Annotated in this window: 18 protein-coding genes; 2 read left to right on the forward strand and 16 right to left on the reverse strand. The window is 53.9% G+C overall.

The window, feature by feature from the left end; all coding sequences use genetic code 11:
* Positions 1 to 103 precede the first annotated feature (103 nt).
* From AABA21_RS00945 to AABA21_RS00985, 9 genes are all read right to left on the reverse strand, one after another.
* Positions 104 to 676: a fascin domain-containing protein gene (locus tag AABA21_RS00945; RefSeq protein ID WP_338246887.1), complete on the reverse strand. Its 573-nt coding sequence runs from the start codon at positions 674 to 676 to the stop codon at positions 104 to 106.
* Positions 677 to 1,097: 421 nt separating this feature from the next.
* A complete protein-coding gene (gene uvsE / locus AABA21_RS00950; protein ID WP_338246889.1) occupies positions 1,098 to 1,988 on the reverse strand; it encodes a UV DNA damage repair endonuclease UvsE in 891 nt (296 codons plus the stop codon).
* 177 nt (positions 1,989 to 2,165) lie between these two features.
* Positions 2,166 to 3,185: a zinc-dependent alcohol dehydrogenase family protein gene (locus AABA21_RS00955; RefSeq protein ID WP_338246891.1), complete on the reverse strand. Its 1,020-nt coding sequence runs from the start codon at positions 3,183 to 3,185 to the stop codon at positions 2,166 to 2,168.
* Entirely contained in the window at positions 3,182 to 3,880 is a 699-nt protein-coding gene (locus AABA21_RS00960) for an orotidine 5'-phosphate decarboxylase / HUMPS family protein (protein WP_338246893.1), read from the reverse strand. Before AABA21_RS00960 ends, AABA21_RS00955 begins: the two co-directional genes overlap by 4 nt.
* A gap of 65 nt (positions 3,881 to 3,945) precedes the next feature.
* Positions 3,946 to 5,022: a tartrate dehydrogenase gene (locus AABA21_RS00965; protein WP_338246895.1), complete on the reverse strand. Its 1,077-nt coding sequence runs from the start codon at positions 5,020 to 5,022 to the stop codon at positions 3,946 to 3,948.
* A gap of 11 nt (positions 5,023 to 5,033) precedes the next feature.
* The gene (locus AABA21_RS00970; protein WP_338246897.1) at positions 5,034 to 5,432 is read right to left on the reverse strand and encodes a putative collagen-binding domain-containing protein; all 399 of its coding nucleotides are present in this window, start codon (positions 5,430 to 5,432) and stop codon (positions 5,034 to 5,036) included.
* A 191-nt stretch (positions 5,433 to 5,623) separates the two neighbouring features.
* Entirely contained in the window at positions 5,624 to 6,106 is a 483-nt protein-coding gene (locus AABA21_RS00975) for a cupredoxin domain-containing protein (protein ID WP_338246899.1), read from the reverse strand.
* Positions 6,107 to 6,318: 212 nt separating this feature from the next.
* The gene (locus tag AABA21_RS00980; RefSeq protein WP_338246901.1) at positions 6,319 to 7,071 is read right to left on the reverse strand and encodes an SDR family NAD(P)-dependent oxidoreductase; all 753 of its coding nucleotides are present in this window, start codon (positions 7,069 to 7,071) and stop codon (positions 6,319 to 6,321) included.
* A 23-nt stretch (positions 7,072 to 7,094) separates the two neighbouring features.
* Positions 7,095 to 7,559, reverse strand: coding sequence for a MerR family transcriptional regulator (locus AABA21_RS00985; protein ID WP_338246903.1), 465 nt, complete (start codon positions 7,557 to 7,559; stop codon positions 7,095 to 7,097).
* 279 nt (positions 7,560 to 7,838) lie between these two features.
* On the opposite strand from AABA21_RS00985, the gene AABA21_RS00990 reads away from it, so the two are divergent.
* Entirely contained in the window at positions 7,839 to 8,126 is a 288-nt protein-coding gene (locus AABA21_RS00990; protein ID WP_338246905.1) for a hypothetical protein, read from the forward strand.
* 65 nt (positions 8,127 to 8,191) lie between these two features.
* Here the strand turns inward: AABA21_RS00990 and AABA21_RS00995 are convergent, their stop codons facing one another.
* Both AABA21_RS00995 and AABA21_RS01000 read right to left on the reverse strand, forming a co-directional pair.
* Positions 8,192 to 9,025: an alpha/beta hydrolase gene (locus tag AABA21_RS00995; protein WP_338246906.1), complete on the reverse strand. Its 834-nt coding sequence runs from the start codon at positions 9,023 to 9,025 to the stop codon at positions 8,192 to 8,194.
* Positions 9,026 to 9,153: 128 nt separating this feature from the next.
* Positions 9,154 to 10,674, reverse strand: coding sequence for a hypothetical protein (locus tag AABA21_RS01000; RefSeq protein WP_338246908.1), 1,521 nt, complete (start codon positions 10,672 to 10,674; stop codon positions 9,154 to 9,156).
* Between the two features lie 501 nt (positions 10,675 to 11,175).
* Here AABA21_RS01000 and AABA21_RS01005 point away from each other — a divergent pair.
* Positions 11,176 to 13,587, forward strand: coding sequence for a glycoside hydrolase family 95 protein (locus AABA21_RS01005; protein ID WP_338246910.1), 2,412 nt, complete (start codon positions 11,176 to 11,178; stop codon positions 13,585 to 13,587).
* A gap of 75 nt (positions 13,588 to 13,662) precedes the next feature.
* Here the strand turns inward: AABA21_RS01005 and AABA21_RS01010 are convergent, their stop codons facing one another.
* From AABA21_RS01010 to AABA21_RS01030, 5 genes are all read right to left on the reverse strand, one after another.
* Positions 13,663 to 14,430 (reverse strand): sugar phosphate isomerase/epimerase family protein, encoded by a 768-nt coding sequence (locus AABA21_RS01010; RefSeq protein WP_338246913.1) that lies wholly within the window; start codon positions 14,428 to 14,430, stop codon positions 13,663 to 13,665.
* Between the two features lie 385 nt (positions 14,431 to 14,815).
* The gene (locus AABA21_RS01015) at positions 14,816 to 16,426 is read right to left on the reverse strand and encodes a purine-cytosine permease family protein (RefSeq protein ID WP_338246915.1); all 1,611 of its coding nucleotides are present in this window, start codon (positions 16,424 to 16,426) and stop codon (positions 14,816 to 14,818) included.
* A 48-nt stretch (positions 16,427 to 16,474) separates the two neighbouring features.
* Complete coding sequence (locus AABA21_RS01020; RefSeq protein ID WP_338246917.1) at positions 16,475 to 16,834, reverse strand: adenine deaminase C-terminal domain-containing protein; 360 nt, start codon at positions 16,832 to 16,834, stop codon at positions 16,475 to 16,477.
* Complete coding sequence (locus tag AABA21_RS01025) at positions 16,803 to 18,281, reverse strand: adenine deaminase (protein ID WP_338246919.1); 1,479 nt, start codon at positions 18,279 to 18,281, stop codon at positions 16,803 to 16,805. Before AABA21_RS01025 ends, AABA21_RS01020 begins: the two co-directional genes overlap by 32 nt.
* A 67-nt stretch (positions 18,282 to 18,348) precedes the next feature.
* Positions 18,349 to 20,133 carry a protein kinase family protein gene (locus AABA21_RS01030; RefSeq protein ID WP_338246921.1) on the reverse strand — a complete coding sequence of 595 codons (1,785 nt, stop codon included), beginning with the start codon at positions 20,131 to 20,133 and terminating at the stop codon, positions 18,349 to 18,351.
* Positions 20,134 to 20,166: the final 33 nt, after the last annotated feature.

Consider the following 20,166-nt stretch of genomic DNA (forward strand, 5'->3'; position numbering starts at 1 on the left):
GCGAAAGTTACATGAGGGTAAGAACTCAGGGCTTTAGCCATGGGAGTGTCAAACTTTCACCAATATGGAACGCGCAATTTACACAGAACCGAGATTGTTGAATTCAGTGGCCACATGTAACCCGAAATTTTTCCCATGCCCTGACCTGCGTCGCATCCGAGTGGATAGTGTCTGTCACCCGGCCACCACCACCCACAGCCGTGAGAAAATGCCCGTTGATCGTTTCGATGGCATACACCCCGTTTCCCAGAGAATCCAGGCTGAATTTCTCCCATGCTCTGAGCTGCGTCGCATCCGAATGAATCACGTCCGTGATGCGTCCACCACCGCCAACGGCAGTGAGATAGAAACCATGGAATGTCTGTAAACCGTAATGGATATTCGGACTTCCGTCTCCGGAATCGATGAGCGTGAACTTCTCCCATGAGCCGATGCGTGTCGCATCACTGTGGATCACATCCGTTGTGCGCCCACCGGCACCGACCGCCGTCAGGTAGTGCCCGTTGCTGGTCAGGAAAACACAGCCAGCAATTGGTCCATTAATGGCTGATAAAACGGATCCAGCACGGTGTGACATGGTCCTGGTTGCCGCCGGATGGGTGATACTTGCCGCTGCCACACCATCCAGGCACAACCAGACGATCAGGACAGCGGCACCCAAGATTACAGATCGCATGAACGTGTTATTTCCAATACTGATGGTCATCCATCTTCTCCTGCTGTTCACGTTACAATGAAAGAGCTCATGTGCCCAGCAACAAGATGCTGGCTCGTCCCCTCTCTTTCGCACTTCAAGGACAGCTCAATAACTCCTCCCCACAGGGAAGACGCTTCGAGTGCACATCGAAACACAATCCTTTTTGAGTGGCGTGGACGTAAGTGCCAGAGATACAGGCGAACGCTGAAAACCGCAGATGAACTTCCCGATCCCCTTTGGCATTGGCACTTATTCCTTCTTCCACCCTCACTTCCAATGTACACATTCAACCAAATTGGATCAGGCATATGCTCTCTCCCATGTACCGGGCGACCTGTGTTTTTCTGAAATAGCTTTCCGCTTTTTGCACATCCAATGGTATTGATCTTGTAGACGCCTGTTACAATTTCCCCTCTCTATGGGTAGCCGCGGTGAGCTCGGCAAGGTCTGCACGTAGCTTGAGCAGTGCCAGTTCCTTCGCCTTACACTCGAGCATCACATCATAGTCGGGCCAGGGTATGTTGATCATAAATGTGCGAAACGTAAGCGCATCGATGTAGTCACTATGCGCTCCGGGTCGTTTGCCAGGATTTTGCTCTGAGTAGTGCAGCTTTGGCAAGCGGCCACCCCAGGTGGCCAGGATACGTGACCAGGGCAGTTGCGCGAAAGGGACACCGCCCTCATTTAGCTGATGGTGCAGGGAATCAACGATCAGTGGTACTCCTACCTCCTCACAGATGGGCAGCAGATCGGTAACGGACCAGGACCGTTCGTCGTTCTCCAGGCGTAGGCGGCGATGGATCTCAGTTGGCAGGGAGAGAATGTTCCGCTTAATGCGCTCGGCCGTTGCTGCGCGATCACCATACACACCACCACCATGTAACACAATATCCCCATCGATACCAAGCATATCCATCAGAGCCGAGTGATACTGCAGATCCTTCACGCTCCTCTCCCATACATCACCCTGCCCGGATGGCAGGGTAAATTGCCCCGGATGAGTTGAAAGGCGCATCCCCTGAGCCAGTTGCGCTATATCACCATAGGCAGAAAAATTCAGGTCACGCAGATTGACCGACTGATGCGAACCAAAGGGAACCAGGTCCGAAGAGAGCCGGTACATCATAATGTCATGCGTGCGATTCCAGCGCAGGATCTCGCTAACTAACGCCATATTCTCATCAACCAGCCGCTGGAGATATGGCATTCCTTGCGCGTTAAGCGTAGCCAGCCGCAGCGTGCGAAACGTTTTCTCAAGTGTCAGATTAATACAGGCATAACCAAGACGCATACATCCTCCATCTATCGGGCGCTCTGCAAAAAAGCTTTTCTATTCAGGTATGCATAAACGTATGCATAGTCAGACGCTCGAGAAAAACGTTTTGTGTAAGTTCGTGCCTATCAAGGCAAAAAGATGGATACAGCGCACCCACATCTTGCAAGTACACACTGTATCCCAGCAGTCTGCTTATGAAAACTGTATGATAGTCTTGATTCCTTGGCGGGATCGTAACGTTTCTAGCGCCTTTCCATAATCCTCCAGGGCAAAGGCATGCGTGACCATCTCATTTACTTTCACCTTCCGGCTTTCCAGATAGGCCAGTGCGCGATCAAAACAGTGTGTCTGCGCGAAGGAGCCGGTGATGGTCAGTTGCTTCTGGAAGATTTCATATGGATTCCAGTGGACCTGCGCATCTTGCGGATAGACACCATACACCACGACATGGCCACCAGGGCGAGCATATTGCAATGCTCCGTCAATAAGGTAAGGCGCTCCCGTCGCCTCGATCACGTAATCGAAGCCGCGTCGATGGTTCCGCAATAAATGCTCCCGGTGAGCCTCAGGCGCTTCGCGGTCAATCTGCACCACTTCGTCAGCCGCCAGGCGCGAAATCAGATCAAGCTTGGGACCAGCAGGGGCCGCGACAGTAAGATGGGCGGCTCCGTTCAATTTGAGCAGTTGAGCCAGAATGATGCCCGTTGGGCCCGCTCCAAAGAGGAGCACCTCACTCCCTGGCTTCAATGCGATCATGTCCATCCCATGGATGGCGCAGGCGGTCGGCTCAACCAGGGCCGCCTCCTCCCACGATAAAGTCTGGATGGGGAAAACTTTTTCGGCCTTGATGGTGACATATTCGGCCTGTCCACCCGCGATATTGCACCCATGTGAGAGAAAGTTTTCACAGAAGAGCGGCTCGTCCCTCCGACAATAAAAGCAGTGACCGCACAATTCGGTATTATCGCAGACAACCCGCTCTCCAATACGCAAGTTGCTGACAGCGGACCCGATTGCCTCGATTTCTCCGGCAAATTCATGACCAGGAATCAGAGGAAACTGAGCCAGGAACTCACCTTCATGAATGTGAAGATCGGTGCCACAAATGCCACAGGAACGCACACGAATGCGTACTTCGTCTGACTCGATCTCTGGCGTTGGCACGTCTCGATAGCTGAATTGCCTCGGTGCATCGTATACAATCGCTTTCATGGTCCCACCTCTCCATAAGCATGAATATGTTCGCAGATGGTGCGCAAACTTTGTTCGATATCTCCATCCGCCGCTTTAAATGCATCGGCATCTATAGTGAGCGGAGCCCCTAGCACGACCAGCGAAGCCCCGTATTCAGGAGTACGGATGGCCTGCTCCAGAGAGAGACCGCCAACAGCCTGCACCGGAATATGGACCGCGTCAACAACCGCTCTCAATTCATCAAGGGGGCTGGGCTGTGGCAATCCGGCGGCGGCCAGGCCGCGCCGCTCGTCGTAGCCAATATGGTGAATGACATAATCACATCCCAGATCCTCCAACATACGAGCTGCCGCGATCTTGTCTGGAGTCCCCAGATTGTCGCCCATCACTTTCAGATCATGGTCTCGACCAGCCTTGACGACGGCTTTGATCGTCTCTGGATGCGCGCGCGCCATGACTACGACATGCGTTGCGCCGGCGCGTGCCATCATCTCCGCCTCCAGCCAGCCACCATCCATGGTCTTGAGATCAGCCACAATCGGCACTCCGGGAAACGCCTCGCGTAGAGCCCGCACGCCGTGCATGCCTTCCGCTATGATCAGTGGCGTACCCGCCTCCAGCCAGTCTACGCCGGCGCGCCGAGCAAGCTGAGCCGTTTCAAGCGCTTCCGGAATCGTGGTGACGTCTAGCGATATCTGTACAATGGTTTGCATGGTCAATGTTCTCCTTCCTGCCACAGTTACTCATGGTCCATCTCCAGGGAGAGGAACTTACAGCTTCACACACGCTGGAGCCGCTCGCGGATGCACTGTCCCATCTGCTTCGTGGTGGCAGTGCCGCCCAGATCTGGAGTACGTATCTGCCCATCTGCCAGCACACGCTCGATAGTGCCCATGAGCAGCGTGGCCGCCTCGTGTTCACCAAGAAAGTCTAGCATGAGCTGTCCTGACCAGATCGAAGCGATGGGATTTGCGATACCCTGACCCACGATGTCAGGCGCGGAACCATGAATGGCCTGAAAGAGACTGGGATAACGTCTCTCCGGATTGATGTTGGCGCTGGGCGCCAGCCCCATACTACCAGAAATTGCCGCGCCGAGGTCTGTAAGGATATCTCCGAAGAGATTCGAGGCCACCACCACATCCAGGCTTTCGGGACGGGCGACAAAACGAGCACTCAGCGAGTCGATCAGCTGTTGCTCGTGGGCAATATCTGAATAATCGGCCGCGACTTGTCGAAAAACATCGTCCCAGAAAACCATGTTGAATTGCATGCTGTTGGACTTGGTAGCGCTGGTGACCTTTTTTCGCCCATACTGCCGCGCATAGTCGAACGCATAGCGAATGATGCGCTCGGTGCCTTTGCGCGTAAAGATCGTCGATTGAATAGCGACCTCGTTGTCAGTCCCCTGATGTATTCGACCACCTGCCCCGGCATACTCACCCTCGGTATTCTCACGAATACATACCATATCAATATCCTGAGGCCGCTTATTGGCAAGTGGACTCTGAACGCCGGGCAGCAGGCGCATCGGCCGCAGGTTGACATACTGGTCAAATGCCTGGCGAATGGGCAAGATCAAGCCCCACAGGGTAATGTGGTCTGGTACACGAGGATCACCTACAGGTCCAAGCAAGATACCATCAAAACCCCCATGCTCAAGTATGGAGAGTCCATCGACTGGCATCAGCGCCCCTTCACGCAGGTAACGCTCTGTCCCCCAATCAAAGTGCTGACTCTCAAATTGGGTACCTCCGTGTATCTCCGCGAGATGAGCGAGTGTCTGCTCACTCTCCGCGATAACCTCTGGCCCTATACCGTCACCTGGAATGACGGCGAGATGATAGTGTTTCATAAACAATCCCTTCAATCTGCGGTGGCACGCTCTTTCCGGCTGCCTGGTTGACGGAAGCCTTGCGCGGTATTATCTAACACAAGCACCCAATCCGGGCCTTCTGACGGTGTAGTAAACGTTTGCTGCACGACGCGTGCAAATGTACCGCACGGCGTTGCGCTCCCCTCCCGTGGATCATACCACCAGGCCTGAACGCTCTCACCCGCCAGGCTACTCAAATCCAGCGTGAAGGTTTGCCCGGCAGTGGGAATATATACAAACGCATAGCTTCTATCAGCGTTACGAGTGGCTTGCATGTGGAAAAGTTCCCAGGCCGTATCTCCTAGCCAGAAAAACGGTTCATTACGCTCTGTGACAATAAACCGCTGATTCTCACTGACATGGAGATGTCCCGGTTGGCTTGTGCTCATTTACCCACCTTTCATTGAAATATATGACAATTTCGATGGAAAACACCTGCCTTTTTAACATTGTACATGCTAAAAAAAATGGGTACAGTAAAATTACTGTAACATCTGAAGCTTTTTATTGTCAAGAATAACGCTTTTGTTGATAAATTACTATTTTATGTGGGCCCTTCACATTCCAATATTCAGGATACTCAGGACGATGCCGCGCTAGAGTCGCGCAAGACGATCAGCTGCCCGCTCATGAAGGGCATATGCGACGCCATGTTGCAGTAAAAGGTAAAGCTCCCCACCTTACTGGCAACGAAACTCACTTTGGTCGTAGCCTGAGGTGCGAGCGCAAGGTCCACGCCGAAGTCCCGAAGGGTGAATGTGTGATTATCATCTTCTGGATTGACAATGGTCAGGTCTACCTTGTCCCCCTGATATACTGTAATGTGATCAGGTGAGAACGTGTATACTTCCTTGCCGCCCAGCACACCGCCTTTGGCAAAATCTTTGTGGAGGAAATCAAATGTCGTCGCCGATTCTTTTACCAGGAGTGGAATGGTAATCAGCGTAAACGCCCGTGTGTGCGGCGTGTATTGCGCATCAGAGGTTAGTCGCTGCGTCTCACAAGCTATAAGAAGAAACACTATAATGGATATCAGACAGAAAGCCACTATCCACCTTTTCATCCTCTCCACCTTTCTTCATCACACTGCGTCTAACTGTCTTTCTCTTTATAGTATAGCGCTGTGACGGAAGCCACGCTGAAGCGATCACATATCCTCTCTATGTTGACTGGTAGGCAGATTATGGCGATCCTGGCTGTCGAAAGCGACCAGATACATAAAGATCCCATACCTGGCCGCATCCCCAGTCAATAAAGCTTGTACATAACATATGGTTAAAGGAAGATGCCACCTGAAGCTTCTATTTTCTGACCATTGACCCAGCCCATCTCTTCGGAGAGCAAAGATGCGACAACTCCACCAATGTCTTGCGCCTGACCGACGCGACCCAGCGCCGTCTGCGAGGACAGTCGCTGGTTAACTGCTTCGTTGTCGCGAACCATACCACCTCCGAAGTCTGTGGCAATGGGACCCGGGGCAACCGTGTTGACGGCGATCCCTCGCGAACCCAACTCGACAGCCATGTAGCGCGTCAGCACCTCTATCGCTCCCTTTACCGCTCCATAAACGCTATTGCCGGGTAGCGAAAAGCGCGCCAACCCTGATGAGATGTTGATGATGCGCCCACCATCTGCCATCAAGGGAAGCAGCTTCTGCGTGAGAAAGAAGGCCCCTTTGAAATGAACATTGACTAATTGATCAAATTGCTCTTCGGTCGTCTCGGTGATAGGCGAGTTGAGGCCGAAACCAGCATTATTGACGAGAAAGTCAAATGTATCTCTTTGCCACGTGTGGTTGAGCGCTGCCTTGACCGCTTCAGCAAAGTCAGCGAACGACTTTGCGTTGGATGCATCAAGTTGTAAGGCGACGGCTTTACGGCCCTGCCGCTCGATCTGGGCAACGACCTCTTCCGCTTCTTCTTTCTTGCTGTTGTAAGTCAGGATAACGTCCTGCCCTTTGGCGGCAATATTCATGGCCATGGATTTACCGAGTCCTCGGCTTCCGCCGGTAATAATTGCAACTTTCATCAAGCACTCCTTTCAAGCGCGTTTTACTTATCTTCAATAATCTGTCTGATCAGGCCAGAAGTAATCTCGCCTATTTCTCGTGCCTTCGCGTCGTCGCCGCTCTGAACCGCCTTCCAGAATGCGACTTTGTGCTCCAGATAGCGCAGGTGCTCTCGCTTCCGTGCCAGCTCTTGCTCCAGCGCTTTTCTCTGCCCTTCGAAAAGCTCCAACTGTTGATCGGCGGCCGCTTTTCCTTCTTTCAACAGAGCAAAGTACATGCGCATATCCTCGATCGACATGCCGGTTGTACGTAAACAGGCCAGCGTCTCGATTTTCTGGACATCTTCAGCGCTATATCTCCGATGGCCACTACTGCTATCTCGCTTCACCCTATCGAGTAAACCGATGCGCTCATAGTAGCGGAGGGTGTCTTCACTCAACCCGCTTCTCAGAACCACTTCCTGGAGCGTAAAGTAGGGAAGCGTTTTTGTATCTTTATCGTTTGCCATAGCAGCATTATGCAATACCTGGAGTGCTCCAGGTCAAGAGTTATATTGTGATATTCCGCTATGCTTTCCCATTTTGTGATGAAACCGGATGACCGCATTGCTCTTGAAGAATTTGAGAACGAAGAGATGGATAGCACAGCACCTGAGTGCTTACCAATACACACGCGAGATGTCGCCCGCAGAGGAATACCAATGTTATGCTTTGAGCAGTTGAAGGATCGACGCACAGCCGATACAGACGCTTTGAGAAAGAGAAAGCGAGAAAGGCTTCATTATCACATGAATGTCACAATCAAACAGCCCAGCGTCTTTTTGCCAGTCGTCATGTCCCTTGCGGCCCTTGCCCTGGTATTAGGCCACGTTGCTTTATTTGGCGTTGTTCACCAGGCCGATGAGGGAGCCGCCGCCCACATCTGGCAACTCCTCATGGTGCTGCAGCTACCAATTGTAGGCTTCTTTGCCATTAAATATTTACCACAAAAGCCCAGACAGGCCCTGCTGGTTCTGGCTATTCAGATTATTGCCGCCCTGGCGGCCTTCGCCCCCGTTTTCTTTTTCAAATTATAAAGATGGCAGCTATACAATGGTCACAGCACGTTGTTTGGCTGTGACCATTGTGCCGTTACAAGCACTTATGCTCGTATCGCCGGGGTAAAGGTCTCCCATAGCCACTCGGTGGAGAGTCTGTGCCAACCACTGATATGCTCATCCTGGCCGGTGCCATCATCTGTCTCATCCGTTGCCAGTGAGAGGCCATGGGCACCATTGGGGTAGATATGAAGTTCAAAGGGGATATGCTGGGTACGTAAACCCTGCGCGAAGAGCAGTGAATTTTCAACGGGTACAGCACTATCAGCAACGGTATGCCAGAGGAACGTTGGCGGCGTCTGGGCATTGATGTGGTGCTCAAGCGACATTGCATGCATGTCTTCGGGCGACGCATTTGGTCCCAGCACATTCTCAAATGAGCCGCGATGGGCGAAGGGACCCGATGAGATCACTGGATAACACAAAATAAGCGCATTCGGCCTGTTTTGGCCACGCGCCAGGCCAGAAACATCCGAGCAGTAGGGCTGGTCCCAATAGACCCCCAGGCTGGCTGCGAGATGACCACCAGCCGAAAAGCCGCATACAGCGATGCGGTGCTCCTCAATGTACCAGTCATCGGCATGTGCGCGAATAATGTTCATCGCACGCGATACGTCTCGGAGTGGTTGAGGATGGCGCGCGGGGGCTACGCTGTAATGCACCACAAAGGCGTGGAAGCCGGCGGCCGCGTATTGTAGGGCCACCGGTTCGGCCTCGCGCGGTGATGTGAAGCCATAGCCGCCTCCGGGACAGATCAAGACCGCCGGGCGCTTTTGGGTGCTCTCCAGCACATACGTGACCAGCGTCGGCATAAAATCGACCTCTCCCTTTGAGGTATACTGACCCTGTTCCCACAATGGTATTGTCTCTGAAAACACAGCAGGCCTTTCTTGCTAGAAAAACAGATCATTCATCGCTAAAATCATAGCACATGCTGGTGCAATAACGCATTGCGCCCACTGCTATTTCTAACATAGGACACCAGTACGCACGCCAGGACAGCACGCTAACTATCAGCGACATCTCTTGTTGTCAGTGCAAAATATATCGTAGTATCCGGAACAATATCACCCGTTGTGTAGCGTACATCGTAGTAAGCGCCCCCCGACGTCGGGGTCGCCTGTATAGCACAATCGAACGTTGCACGCGTGTCTACATCAACCGTCAGGCCACTCAATTGCCATCGATCCTGTTGCAGAGAATGCCGGGAGCCATCTGGCATAAAGATTCGAAAGAAAATATCTGGATGATCACCGTCGACTCCCATGATGTTGCAGGTAATCATGTTCTTTTCAGCGCGGGCATTAATCACTATATTCGTATGATACACCAATCTGATCCAACAGATCCTGCCCTGCTCTCCTACCCACTGAATGGTGGCAGGATGAAATTGGCCGCTTGCTGGCTTGTTATACTCCGTCTCTTCGCCACCCAGAAGAATATGCTGGCCAATCCAGGCATGTGCTACACGATGCGGACGATTGGTGATTGTACGTACGACCTGGCGTTCACACTGGAAAGATCTGAGGTGGGGTAATACATCATCCGGCACGCTGATGCCTACACCTATATAACATGGCACAAAGGCAAAGTCATGCTGATGTGCGAAGGGTCGGGTGACATCTGGAAAGGGAGCGCACTCCTTTGCCGTCGCCATCCATATCCACAGACCGATCAACGAAGCATACGATTGCATGTCCATCCCATAGGCACGATCGAACGGACCCGCCATATTTTTCATCCCCGCGTGATACATCAGTGCAACGTCTCTCCATAGGCTTGCTTCCATGTCAGATCCTAACCGCTGCAGCAGGGAAGAAAAGGAGTAGCGGCGCCACAGACCCAGCGCATAAAGGTCCACGCCATAATAGGTGGGAGCATTAAATTCTGCGAAAGCATGGTTCGGCTCGAACAGCTGATAAATTTCGCGCGCATATGCCTCACCCCTGCTTTGCCAATCTGGATCATTGAATCGGTGACCGGTAAAGTCCAGTAGAAAGGCATGCATCAGCGCGATATTCGTATATGAGGCGGGCAATCTGCGCACCAGAGCTCCCCGCATGGCCCGGCGTAATGCCCGCTCGATACCCATCACCAGTTCTGGGGGCAAATTCGCTTCATAGTCCAGCAGAATGATCACCAGGGTACTACCAATGAACTCACGCCAGTTTGGATCATAGTCGCGCCAGATCCTGGCATCCTCGCTGGGATGCGGCTCCTCCGACAGACGATACCAGGTGCCATCATATGGCTTCCCTGGCTCATCAAACTGATAGGATAGCACTGTTTGTATGGCCTGCAGTGCGCGCTCGTAATCGCCTTCTGCCTGGCGCTGGAGCAAACCAAGCGCATACCAGATCGTTTCACGGATATGGTGCACCAGAGGAACTGGCGTGGTCGTACTATCCTCGTCTTGCTCTGCCTCCATTTTGAGCAAACCCACTTCAGCGTCCCAATAGCGATCCAGCCACGCTAGTGCCATCTCCGCCATCTCACAAACCACCGGATCCAGATTCGGAAACTGCATCGCCATCATTTTTCCACCTCTCAGATATTTTTCTACAGCATATCATACATCTCGCTTCTCTGTCGCACCATCCCGATTGGGGCTATTCATTTTTGCGCGAAGGGAAAGTGACGCGAAAAGAGATGGAGCCTCGCCTTCCCATCATCCACTAGAAGTGGAAAATCTGGTAGGGCTACTATCAGTAATCAGTCACTTCTGATTTCAACAACAGATGAACAGCAGCAACGACTTCCTTCGCCGTGCATGCGTCGGAAGCCGTGCATGCGTCGGAAGCCGTGCATGCGTCGGAAGCCGTGCATGCGTCGGAAGCCGTGCATGCGTCGGAAGCCATGCATGCGTCGGAATAAGATATAAGCTAGTCGTATTTATACATATAATTTTTAGTATCTTTCAAGTACATTTAAACTATCGATATGCAACTTACCCTTTTAAAGGAGAACCGACACATATACCGTCAGCAGTATGTATACTCTTTAAGGAGAAACAATAGAAGGAAGTAAAATGAACCAAACTCGGACAACGTCTGCGGCGGAACGGGATACGCCACTACTGTTATGGTATCGTCAACCAGCCTCCCAATGGTTGGAGGCTCTCCCGGTGGGCAATGGTCACCTGGGCGCGATGATCTATGGCGGTATTAAAGAAGAGGTTTTGCAGCTGAATGAAGATACGCTCTGGGCCGGTGAGCCATACGATAGTAACAATTATGAGGCGGCCCAGCACCTGGCGGAACTGCGCGAACTGGTCTTCGCGCGCAAGTACGTGGAGGCGGACAAGGTTGCGCGCCACATGCAGGGACCGCGCAACCAACCCTATGAGCCGCTAGGTAATCTGCGTCTCACCTTTCAGCATCAAGATGTGACGAACTATCGCCGCCAGCTTGACCTGCGCACAGCCCGCGCTGAAGTGCGCTATCGCAGCGGTGACACGACCTTTACCCGCACCATCTTTTGCTCAGCCATTGATCATGTGCTGGTTATCCATCTGGAGAGCGATCAGCCGGGAGCGCTCTCGTGTACCGTGTCGCTTGATAGCGAGTTGCATGCCAGCAGCGAGGCACAGGACAGCAACCGTATCACGCTCCACGGTCGCTGCCCCAGGCACGCCTCGGTCCCCGAAGGCTCCTCTAACCGTCCCATCGAGTACGATGATCAACCAGACGGCAAGAACATGCGCTTTGAGGCCCAGCTCCATGTAACCCTGAACGATGGTCAGTGTGATACCAACGCTGATGGGTCATTGACCATCAGAAACGCCACCGCTGCCACCCTGCTGCTGACGGCGGCTACAAGTTTTCGTGGCTTTGATCAAAGCCCCAGTGAACAGATTCCTGATCTGGCGGGCCAATGCTCCACGCATCTCGATGTAGTAGCCAGCAAAGACTATAAGAGTATCCTCAATGCTCATGTGGAAGATTACCAGCGGCTGTTCGCGCGCGTGGAACTCGATCCTGGCGATGATCCTCATAACGATCAAGCAACAGACGAACGCCTGGAAGCGGTTCGCGCGGGAGGTCACGATGAGCAGTTGATCTCCCTGTATTTTCAGTATGGACGCTATCTGCTGATCGCCAGCTCTCGGCCCGGGACCCAGCCCGCCAATCTGCAGGGCATCTGGAACGATCGCATCCAGCCACCCTGGAACAGCAACTGGACCACCAATATCAATACTGAGATGAACTACTGGCTCGCCGAGACCTGCAATCTGTCAGAATGCCATGAACCCCTGTTCTCCTTTGTCGAGGACCTCAGCGTAAACGGAGCAAAAACAGCCCGCGTTCATTACAATTGCCAGGGCTGGACGGCACACCACAATGTGGATCTGTGGCGCATGACCTCACCAGCCAACGGTTCGCCAAAATGGGCCAACTGGCCGCTCGCTGGCGCATGGCTCTGCCAGCATCTGTGGGAACATTACGCCTTCACAGGTGATCGTGATTTTCTGGAATACCGTGCCTATCCCCTCATGAAGGGGGCCGCACAATTCTTCCTTGACTTCCTGGTCGAGCACAACGGCTGGCTGCTGACCAATCCATCAACCTCGCCCGAGAATGTCTTCATCACCGAGGATGGTAAAGAGGCAACCGTTAGCGCCGGTACAACTATGGATATGACGATTATTGGCGAGCTGTTCACAAATTGCATTCAGGCAAGCCAGATCCTGGCCACCGACAGCGATTTTGCCAGCGTGCTGGAAAGCCAGCGTACTCGCTTACTCCCACCACGCATCGGCAAACATGGACAATTACAGGAGTGGAGCGAAGATTTTGATGAACAGGAGCCGGGACACCGCCATATGTCACACCTGTATGGACTCTATCCTGGTGAGTCCATTACAGCCAGGCAAACACCGGAGCTCTTCCAGGCCGCGCGCAGGTCGCTGGAGCGCCGTCTTGAGCATGGCGGTGGCTACACCGGTTGGAGCCGGGCCTGGGTGATCGCGTTATGGGCACGGATAGGAGAGGGAGACCTGGCTCGTGAGAATATGCTCCAGCTGCTCAACATCTCAACGTCAGCCAACCTGTTTGATCTGCATCCGCCGCTGATCTTCCAGATCGATGGTAACTTCGGGGCCACGGCTGCCATCGCCGAGATGCTGCTGCAGAGTCATGCCAATGAGATAGCCATCTTGCCCGCCCTACCATCCGCCTGGAGCCATGGCTCCGTACGTGGCCTGCGCGCTCGCGGCGGCCTCGAAGTCGACATCGTCTGGCACAATGGGCAGGCACAATCTATCACCCTGCACGCCCATGCCGATGGTCAGCACCGCCTGCGCCTGCCAGCAAATCAGCAACCGACTGAGATTAGAGATCAACACGGCCACGGCCTCTCCTGGCAAACAAAGCAGGATCACATCATCCTGACCGTTCAAAACGGCACGCGTTACACTTTACAGCTAGCCACACAACATTAAACATCGCCCTTACAAGGCGTACGGGGTTCACAGGGCCTGACAGGCCCTGCGAACCCCGTACGCTTTTTTTTGTCTCTAGCCTTTGTTACCCTGCGCCAGTCCTTTGCTGACCAGGTAGGTGTAGCTCTTCTCCACCGCCTCCAGCATGTCGGTGGCGCACTCGTCCAGCTCGATAATCAGCCATTGGGCCGAATTCTGCGCAGCCTGGATAACACCCCCAAGATCAACTTTGCCTTCACCGGCCGCAGTCATAGGCTGCCCCTGTACGGCGGGTCCATCCTTGATGTGCAACAGCGGCGCACGCGAGCCCAGTGCGCGAACCTCGGCAATGGGATCGGCCCCACCGGTCTGAGCCCAGTAGACATCCACCTCAAAGTCGACGGTCGGTGCGACATAGTCACGCAAGACCTCATGGGCGCTTTTGCCATCAAAGCGGTTCTCGTACTCCCACCAGTGATTGTGGTAGCACAGGGTCAGGCCCGCGCGGCGAATAATCTCGTCGGCCGCGTTTAAGCGCTCCGCCACCCCTTTGACGCCCTCGATGCTCTTAAAGTCATCAGGAGACTGAGAGACCATGACGTATTTACAGCCCGACCGGGCTGCGCGCTCCAGGAGTCGCTGCCCCGCCTCACTAATAGGGAATTTCCCTATTCCAATGCTCGGTATCTGCAGCCCAAGATCGTTGATGAGGCGCAGGCGATCACTTTGCTCATCTGAGAAGAAGTCCGCACCACCCTCTACGCCAACATACCCGATGTCCGCGATCCTACGCATGACTCCTTCAAAGTCGTCCGCGGTCTGGCGGCGCACGGTATACAACTGCAGGGCGATTGGTTTTGCCATATTCAATGCTCCTCTTTCCTCTAATGACTGAGCGCTACAATAAATAGGCCTTCTAAGTTCACATGGAAGCAGGCATTGAGAAGAGAGGAGCGAAATAATGCATGTGCAGGTGCGTTCTTGTGTGGAGATAGAACGCTAGTATTTATAGTGTTGGATGGGAGCCGTCGTGCATTGCATCGTCCCTGAACTCTTACGTCCCTGCTTCTGCGCAGGTCGGAAAAACCCGTTTCCCGGCTACTATCGTAGTGTATACGGCTCGTGATAACGTTGTCAATCGGAAATTACGACAAAAAGTTTTTTCGCTCGTTCCTCCATACATCATATTGGAGGGAATGCGCATTACACGCATTCCCTCCAACACTACGGGTCGCACCAGATACTATGATTAGCGTCCGGTCCTCTGGCGCTCCCAGAGGCGCAGTGGTGTATAGATCACCACCGCCGCTACCACTGCGAGCGGGAAACCGATATCAGCATCGGATAGCATATGCGAGAGGGGTCCTTCGTACCCGATCACAGATGCCTGATTAATACCGAGCGCAGCAATCACCAGAGCTACGATCAGCGCAATAACAGCGGCTGCGCCCAATGGCAACTTGCCTGGTGTCAGATAGTCCTCGACATTGTACTGACCTTTACGTAGGATATGCTCAATGATTACGATGGCGCTGAATGCTCCCAGCCAATACGCCATCATCAGCAAGAAGCCTTCCAGGTTGAAGTTCAGGTTGGTCGAGACAAAGATGCCCACGGCTGTATACAGGATCATGCCAATAATGGTCAGGACCCAGCGTGGGACGCGCGCACCAACAACTTGCGAGGAGAGCGCGAAGCTATAGTCGGTCGGCGCATTGTTCGAGATGATGCTCAGGCCCAGCAACAAGATGATGATGCTTCCAAGTGCTCCATTGCCAACGATACTGGTAACCAGTGACCCGGCATCTGGCAGCGTGTTGCCTTTCAGTGGGGTAATCAATAACACACCCAGAATTTCCAGAACAACGTTAGCGACGAGGATCCCGAGGAAAGAATACCAGAAAACTTTCGAGCGCGACACCGTTACCGGCTGGTGACGTGTATAGTCGGCCGCGTACGAGGCCCAACCGATAGCATAACCAAAGACCGCTCCACCAAAGGTCAGCACGCTGGAAACAAGCGCACCACCAGAAACGGTAACAGGAACATTGATATTGAAGTGTTGGGCATCCATCACACAGATAATGGCGAATACGATCGCGATAGGGATCCAGGCAATGCGCGAATAACTATGCACAATAAAGTAGCCGAAAAGGCTTACCACACAGGTCAGGACCACAATGATGATCACACCTACCCAGGCCGGGATCTTCCCACCACTCCAGGCAGTTAACAGACTGGCACCCAGAGCGGAGTTGACAGCGGTCCAACCTACACATGAGAGTGCATTGAACAACGCAGGCAATTTTGCTCCCCAATAGCCAAAAGCGAAGCGACCCAACGCCATCTGGGCCAGACCAGTTTTAGGGCCCCAGGTACTCAAGAAGCCAATAACCAATGCCGCCAGGAGGTTGAAGACGAGGATGACAGCCGCCGACCCCCAGAAGCCAAGGCCGTAGTAAAAACTGAGAGTGCCCAGGGCGACAGTGGCGATCACGGTATCGGCGGTCCACCACAACCACATGGTGTCCAGCAATTTCGTATGCTGGCGCGCGTTTTCTGGAACGCGTTCGATTCCAATCACCTCAAAGCCATTCGCGGTGGTAACCGCGAGTTGCTCTTCGTCCTCTACTTTAGGCTCCGCGGCCAGGACCGCGGCCGCGTTTTTATTGGAAGCAACAGCTTCATCAACTGCGACCTGCTTCGGGGTCCGGCTACCATTATTGGTCTCAACCATACGATCCTCGCGAGCCAATTTGTCGCGCCGCACACCGCTATTTGTTCTAGCAGAGCTGCTCTTTACAGGATCTTTACGGACAGCAGATTTGACATTCGTCGAACGTTTTTTACTCTTTGCCACAAATTTCTCCAAAATAAGTTCTAAATTCTGAAATAATCGTGAAAATATTTATTGGACAGGGACAATTTTCCAGGCGTCAACGTCGAGTACTCCAAGATCAGTGATCTTAAGCGATGGCACAACACTGAGCGCCAGGAATGAGAGAAAACCAAATGGATGCGCGATTTCGACACCCATCTCGGCCACGGTGTGGTCGAGCCGTTCCAGTGTCTGAGCAACTTCGCTGGCAGGCAGCGGCGAGACGATGCCACCAAGGGGCAACGGTAGGTTATCAACCACGGCTCCATTTGCCGTGACCACCAGTCCACCTTGTAGACGCTCAATCTCGCGCACTGCCAACGCCATATCCTCATCATTTGTGCCCACAACAACGATGTTATGGGCATCGTGAGCAACGGATGAGGCCATCGCCCCCCTTGCGTAACCTCAAACCATGTAGCAAACCAACGCCGACCCGTCCACCACCATAACGCTCAACCACCGCGATCTTGAGAATGTCGCGCTCTGGATCGGAAATGATCTGACCATTATGAGACTGCACTTCCACGCGCCGATCTTCGGTCACAATCTGGTCGTGGATCAAACCGATGACGCGCGCCGTCCCACTCTGACCCGGCAAGCGCAGACGTTCAACGCTGAAGTCGCGCAGGCGGACCGTTCGCTCGACCGCCTCTGTCCAGTCCGAGGGCAACGCAGGAGCGGTGAAGAGCGCCTGACCATCCTCAGCGATCAGCTGACCACCAACATAAACCTGCCTCGGCCGAAAGTTTCGTAGATCAGGCACCACCAGCAGGTCTGCAAGGTAGCCAGGTGCAATGGCACCGCGATTGGTGAAACCAAAATACTGCGCTGGATGCAGGCTCGCCATCCTGATAGCCTGAATAGGGTCAAGCCCCTTGCCAACCGCTTTGCGAATAATGGCGTCCAGGTCTCCCTCGCGCAACAGATCCCCCGGTGTGCGGTCATCCGCGACGAAGCCGCAGCGCTCGGGCGCATGCTCTAGAATAATCGGCAGCAACTCATCCAGATTGCGGGTCGAGCCCTCACGCACCCAGAGCCACATCCCCAGGCGCAACTTTTCGAGCGCTTCAGCCGCCGACACCGATTCGTGATCGGACTGTACCCCGGCGGCGACATAGCCACATAGGTCAAGGCCCATCAATTCCGGCGCGTGCCCATCAACCGCCAGTCCACGTGGCGTGACCGTCGCGGGCTGACTGAGAGCGATCACGTCGAGCAATGTTTGATCACCTTCAAGAACGCCAGGATAGTTCATAACCTCGCCAACCGAGGCAATGAGCGGATGCGCCGCCAGAGGTGCCAGGTCCGAGGCGGTCAGACTGGCTCCCGCGCTTTCATAAGGGCTGGCGGGCACACATGAAGGCAGCGTGAGCATCAGGCGCAAGGGGAGATGTTCGGAGGCCGCCAGCATCCAGCGTAGCCCTGGTACACCAGACACATTGGCGATCTCATGAGGATCACTGATGCAGGTAGTGGTACCATGTGGTGCCAGCGCTCGCACAAACTCTCCAGGTACCAGCAACGCGTCCTCTACATGCGTATGCGCCTCGATCAAGCCTGGTACCAGGTAGTGACCACCACAGTCGATGCTCTTTACGCCCGTATATGTGCCAGGACGCCCGATCCCTGCGACTCGACCATAGGCAATCGCCACATCCGCCTCATAGACTTCGTTCGAGAAGACATTGACGACCCGGCAATTGCGGAATACGCTTTCTGCCGCCTGCTTCCCGCGCGCAATTTGAATAAACGCGCGCCTCTCAGCGGCGGAAAGAGCATCATTGCCCGATGGCCCGTTGTGCGGCTCATCCATGGACGCTCGTGATTGACTCATAATACTCGCTTACCTTCTTTCAATAACCTGATAAATAATACCCATCATCTTCTACAGCCTCCTCCGGTCAAGAAGTCCATTGCATTACCTGCACTAACATATCAGCAGTTCCGATCACTACTACGCTCTGTCCAGAGGCTCCATCCGCGGCCGTTGGCGCCAGTCCTATTGAGATTGGCTGACCTAATGATGCTCCAAATGGCGCGATCGTACTCCAACAGCGCAACATACCATCTGCTGCCAGTGCTCCCACCCAGGGAGCGCCTTTGGGACCGAACAGGCTAATGATCTCGCTCTTATGCCCCTTTAGATCACCCACCTTTCGGCCCGTCTGTGTATCCCACAGGGAGGCATTCAAATCCTTTTTACCCGCGCTGGCGATCAGCAGTCGCCCATCAGAATCCCAGTACAGATGACGTATCTCGTCTCTATGGCCGGTGTACGTTCCCATAGAGCTTCCATTCTGGGCATTCCAGAGGTGAATCGCACCATCGCTCCCACCAATCGCGATGACATCCTGCACTGGAGACCAGGCCAATGCCGTAACGCTTCCATGCCCCGGTAGTTGCCAGGAGGTAATGTTGCTGCCATTCCAGTCCCAGAGCCGCACCATGCGATCCTTGCCTCCCGACGCCAGTAGCTTCTCCCTTGACCAGTCCAGAGCCGTCACCGGGCCATCGTGCCCCCACCAGGAAGTGGCCAGGCGGGCCTCAAACTTGGGAACAGGAGAAATATTCCAGATGCACATAGAAGCATCCGCGCCCGCCGAGGCCAGAAAGCGACCATCGGCTGACCAGCTAAGCGCATTCACGGCGCTCGCGTTCTCTTTTAGTGTAGCCAGGGGCGTTCCTACGCGCTGACGGACATACCAGAGCCGTACATTGCCATCGCGTCCGGCCGAGGCTAGATGATTGTTATCACCAGCCCAACGTACAGCGGTTACCGTCGCCGTATGACCAGGCAAACGGCATAACGCGGTCATCTTAGTGGGCGGATCAAACCCTGGCGCTGCACCCATATCGCGAGAGGATGAATGCCCTGGCTGTTCCAGGTAATGACTTCCGCTCTGATGTGGTCCAGGCTGCGGCGATAGATAATGGCTTCCGCTCTGATGTACACCAGACTGTGACTGACCACCAGACTGCGGCACCGAGCGTGGGCGAGGCAATTCGCTGAGGCGCATCTGGCTGCTGGCTCGTTGAAGCGCTAACGCGAAATCAAGCATTTTAGGAAAACGCTCTTCAGGCTGGGGTGCCAGCGCCTGAGCAAATACCTGCTGCACGCGCACTGACAGGGGTGTCAGAGCGTTTACCACAAAACGCGGATAGGGCTGCGTCGATGTTGGAGGCATACTCTCCTGTTGAAAAGGAGCGCGTTTACCACTCATGAGGTGGCAAAAGAGCATCGCCAGAGCATACTGGTCTGATGCCGGAAATAATTGGCTATGCCGCTGCTCCGGCGCTATGTATAGAGGCTGTATGCCAGCTATATCCCGACCTAAAAGGGTAGGTGCAAAATCACAGACCTGAATAGTTTCGGGGGCCACAACAAGGCAATTCTCTGGCTTGAGATGACCGTGCACGATACGCTGCTCATGAGCTTGCTGCAAAGCCTGAGCGATCTGCCAAACCGCTGCCAGCGCAGTCTGTAACGAAAATGGCACGCTGGCTTCAACATAGCGTGCCAGAGACCCCCTCTCTTCGTAGCGCATCAATATGTAGAAGATGGCTTGCTCTTGATTCAACCACCCGGCATGCTGAATAGGATGAATATAGGGATGCTGCAGTGAGAGTAATCTCTCCAGGCGCACAAGCGACCCGGGCGCACATTTTTTCAGGACCTTGATCAGCACCTTACTACCTTCGGCAGCTAGTGGAACTGCAAG

The sequence above is a fragment of the Dictyobacter halimunensis genome, assembly GCF_036245075.1.

Bases quoted from the DNA above. Each gene is read 5' to 3' on its own strand.
- AABA21_RS00945 (WP_338246887.1), bottom strand. From the start codon at position 676: ATGCGATCTGTAATCTTGGGTGCCGCTGTCCTGATCGTCTGGTTGTGC.
- uvsE (WP_338246889.1), bottom strand. From the start codon at position 1,988: ATGCGTCTTGGTTATGCCTGTATTAATCTGACACTTGAGAAAACGTTT.
- AABA21_RS00955 (WP_338246891.1), bottom strand. From the start codon at position 3,185: ATGAAAGCGATTGTATACGATGCACCGAGGCAATTCAGCTATCGAGAC.
- AABA21_RS00960 (WP_338246893.1), bottom strand. From the start codon at position 3,880: ATGCAAACCATTGTACAGATATCGCTAGACGTCACCACGATTCCGGAA.
- AABA21_RS00965 (WP_338246895.1), bottom strand. From the start codon at position 5,022: ATGAAACACTATCATCTCGCCGTCATTCCAGGTGACGGTATAGGGCCA.
- AABA21_RS00970 (WP_338246897.1), bottom strand. From the start codon at position 5,432: ATGAGCACAAGCCAACCGGGACATCTCCATGTCAGTGAGAATCAGCGG.
- AABA21_RS00975 (WP_338246899.1), bottom strand. From the start codon at position 6,106: ATGAAAAGGTGGATAGTGGCTTTCTGTCTGATATCCATTATAGTGTTT.
- AABA21_RS00980 (WP_338246901.1), bottom strand. From the start codon at position 7,071: ATGAAAGTTGCAATTATTACCGGCGGAAGCCGAGGACTCGGTAAATCC.
- AABA21_RS00985 (WP_338246903.1), bottom strand. From the start codon at position 7,559: ATGGCAAACGATAAAGATACAAAAACGCTTCCCTACTTTACGCTCCAG.
- AABA21_RS00990 (WP_338246905.1), top strand. From the start codon at position 7,839: ATGAATGTCACAATCAAACAGCCCAGCGTCTTTTTGCCAGTCGTCATG.
- AABA21_RS01000 (WP_338246908.1), bottom strand. From the start codon at position 10,674: ATGCAGTTTCCGAATCTGGATCCGGTGGTTTGTGAGATGGCGGAGATG.
- AABA21_RS01005 (WP_338246910.1), top strand. From the start codon at position 11,176: ATGAACCAAACTCGGACAACGTCTGCGGCGGAACGGGATACGCCACTA.
- AABA21_RS01010 (WP_338246913.1), bottom strand. From the start codon at position 14,430: ATGGCAAAACCAATCGCCCTGCAGTTGTATACCGTGCGCCGCCAGACC.
- AABA21_RS01020 (WP_338246917.1), bottom strand. From the start codon at position 16,834: ATGGCCTCATCCGTTGCTCACGATGCCCATAACATCGTTGTTGTGGGC.
- AABA21_RS01025 (WP_338246919.1), bottom strand. From the start codon at position 18,281: ATGAGTCAATCACGAGCGTCCATGGATGAGCCGCACAACGGGCCATCG.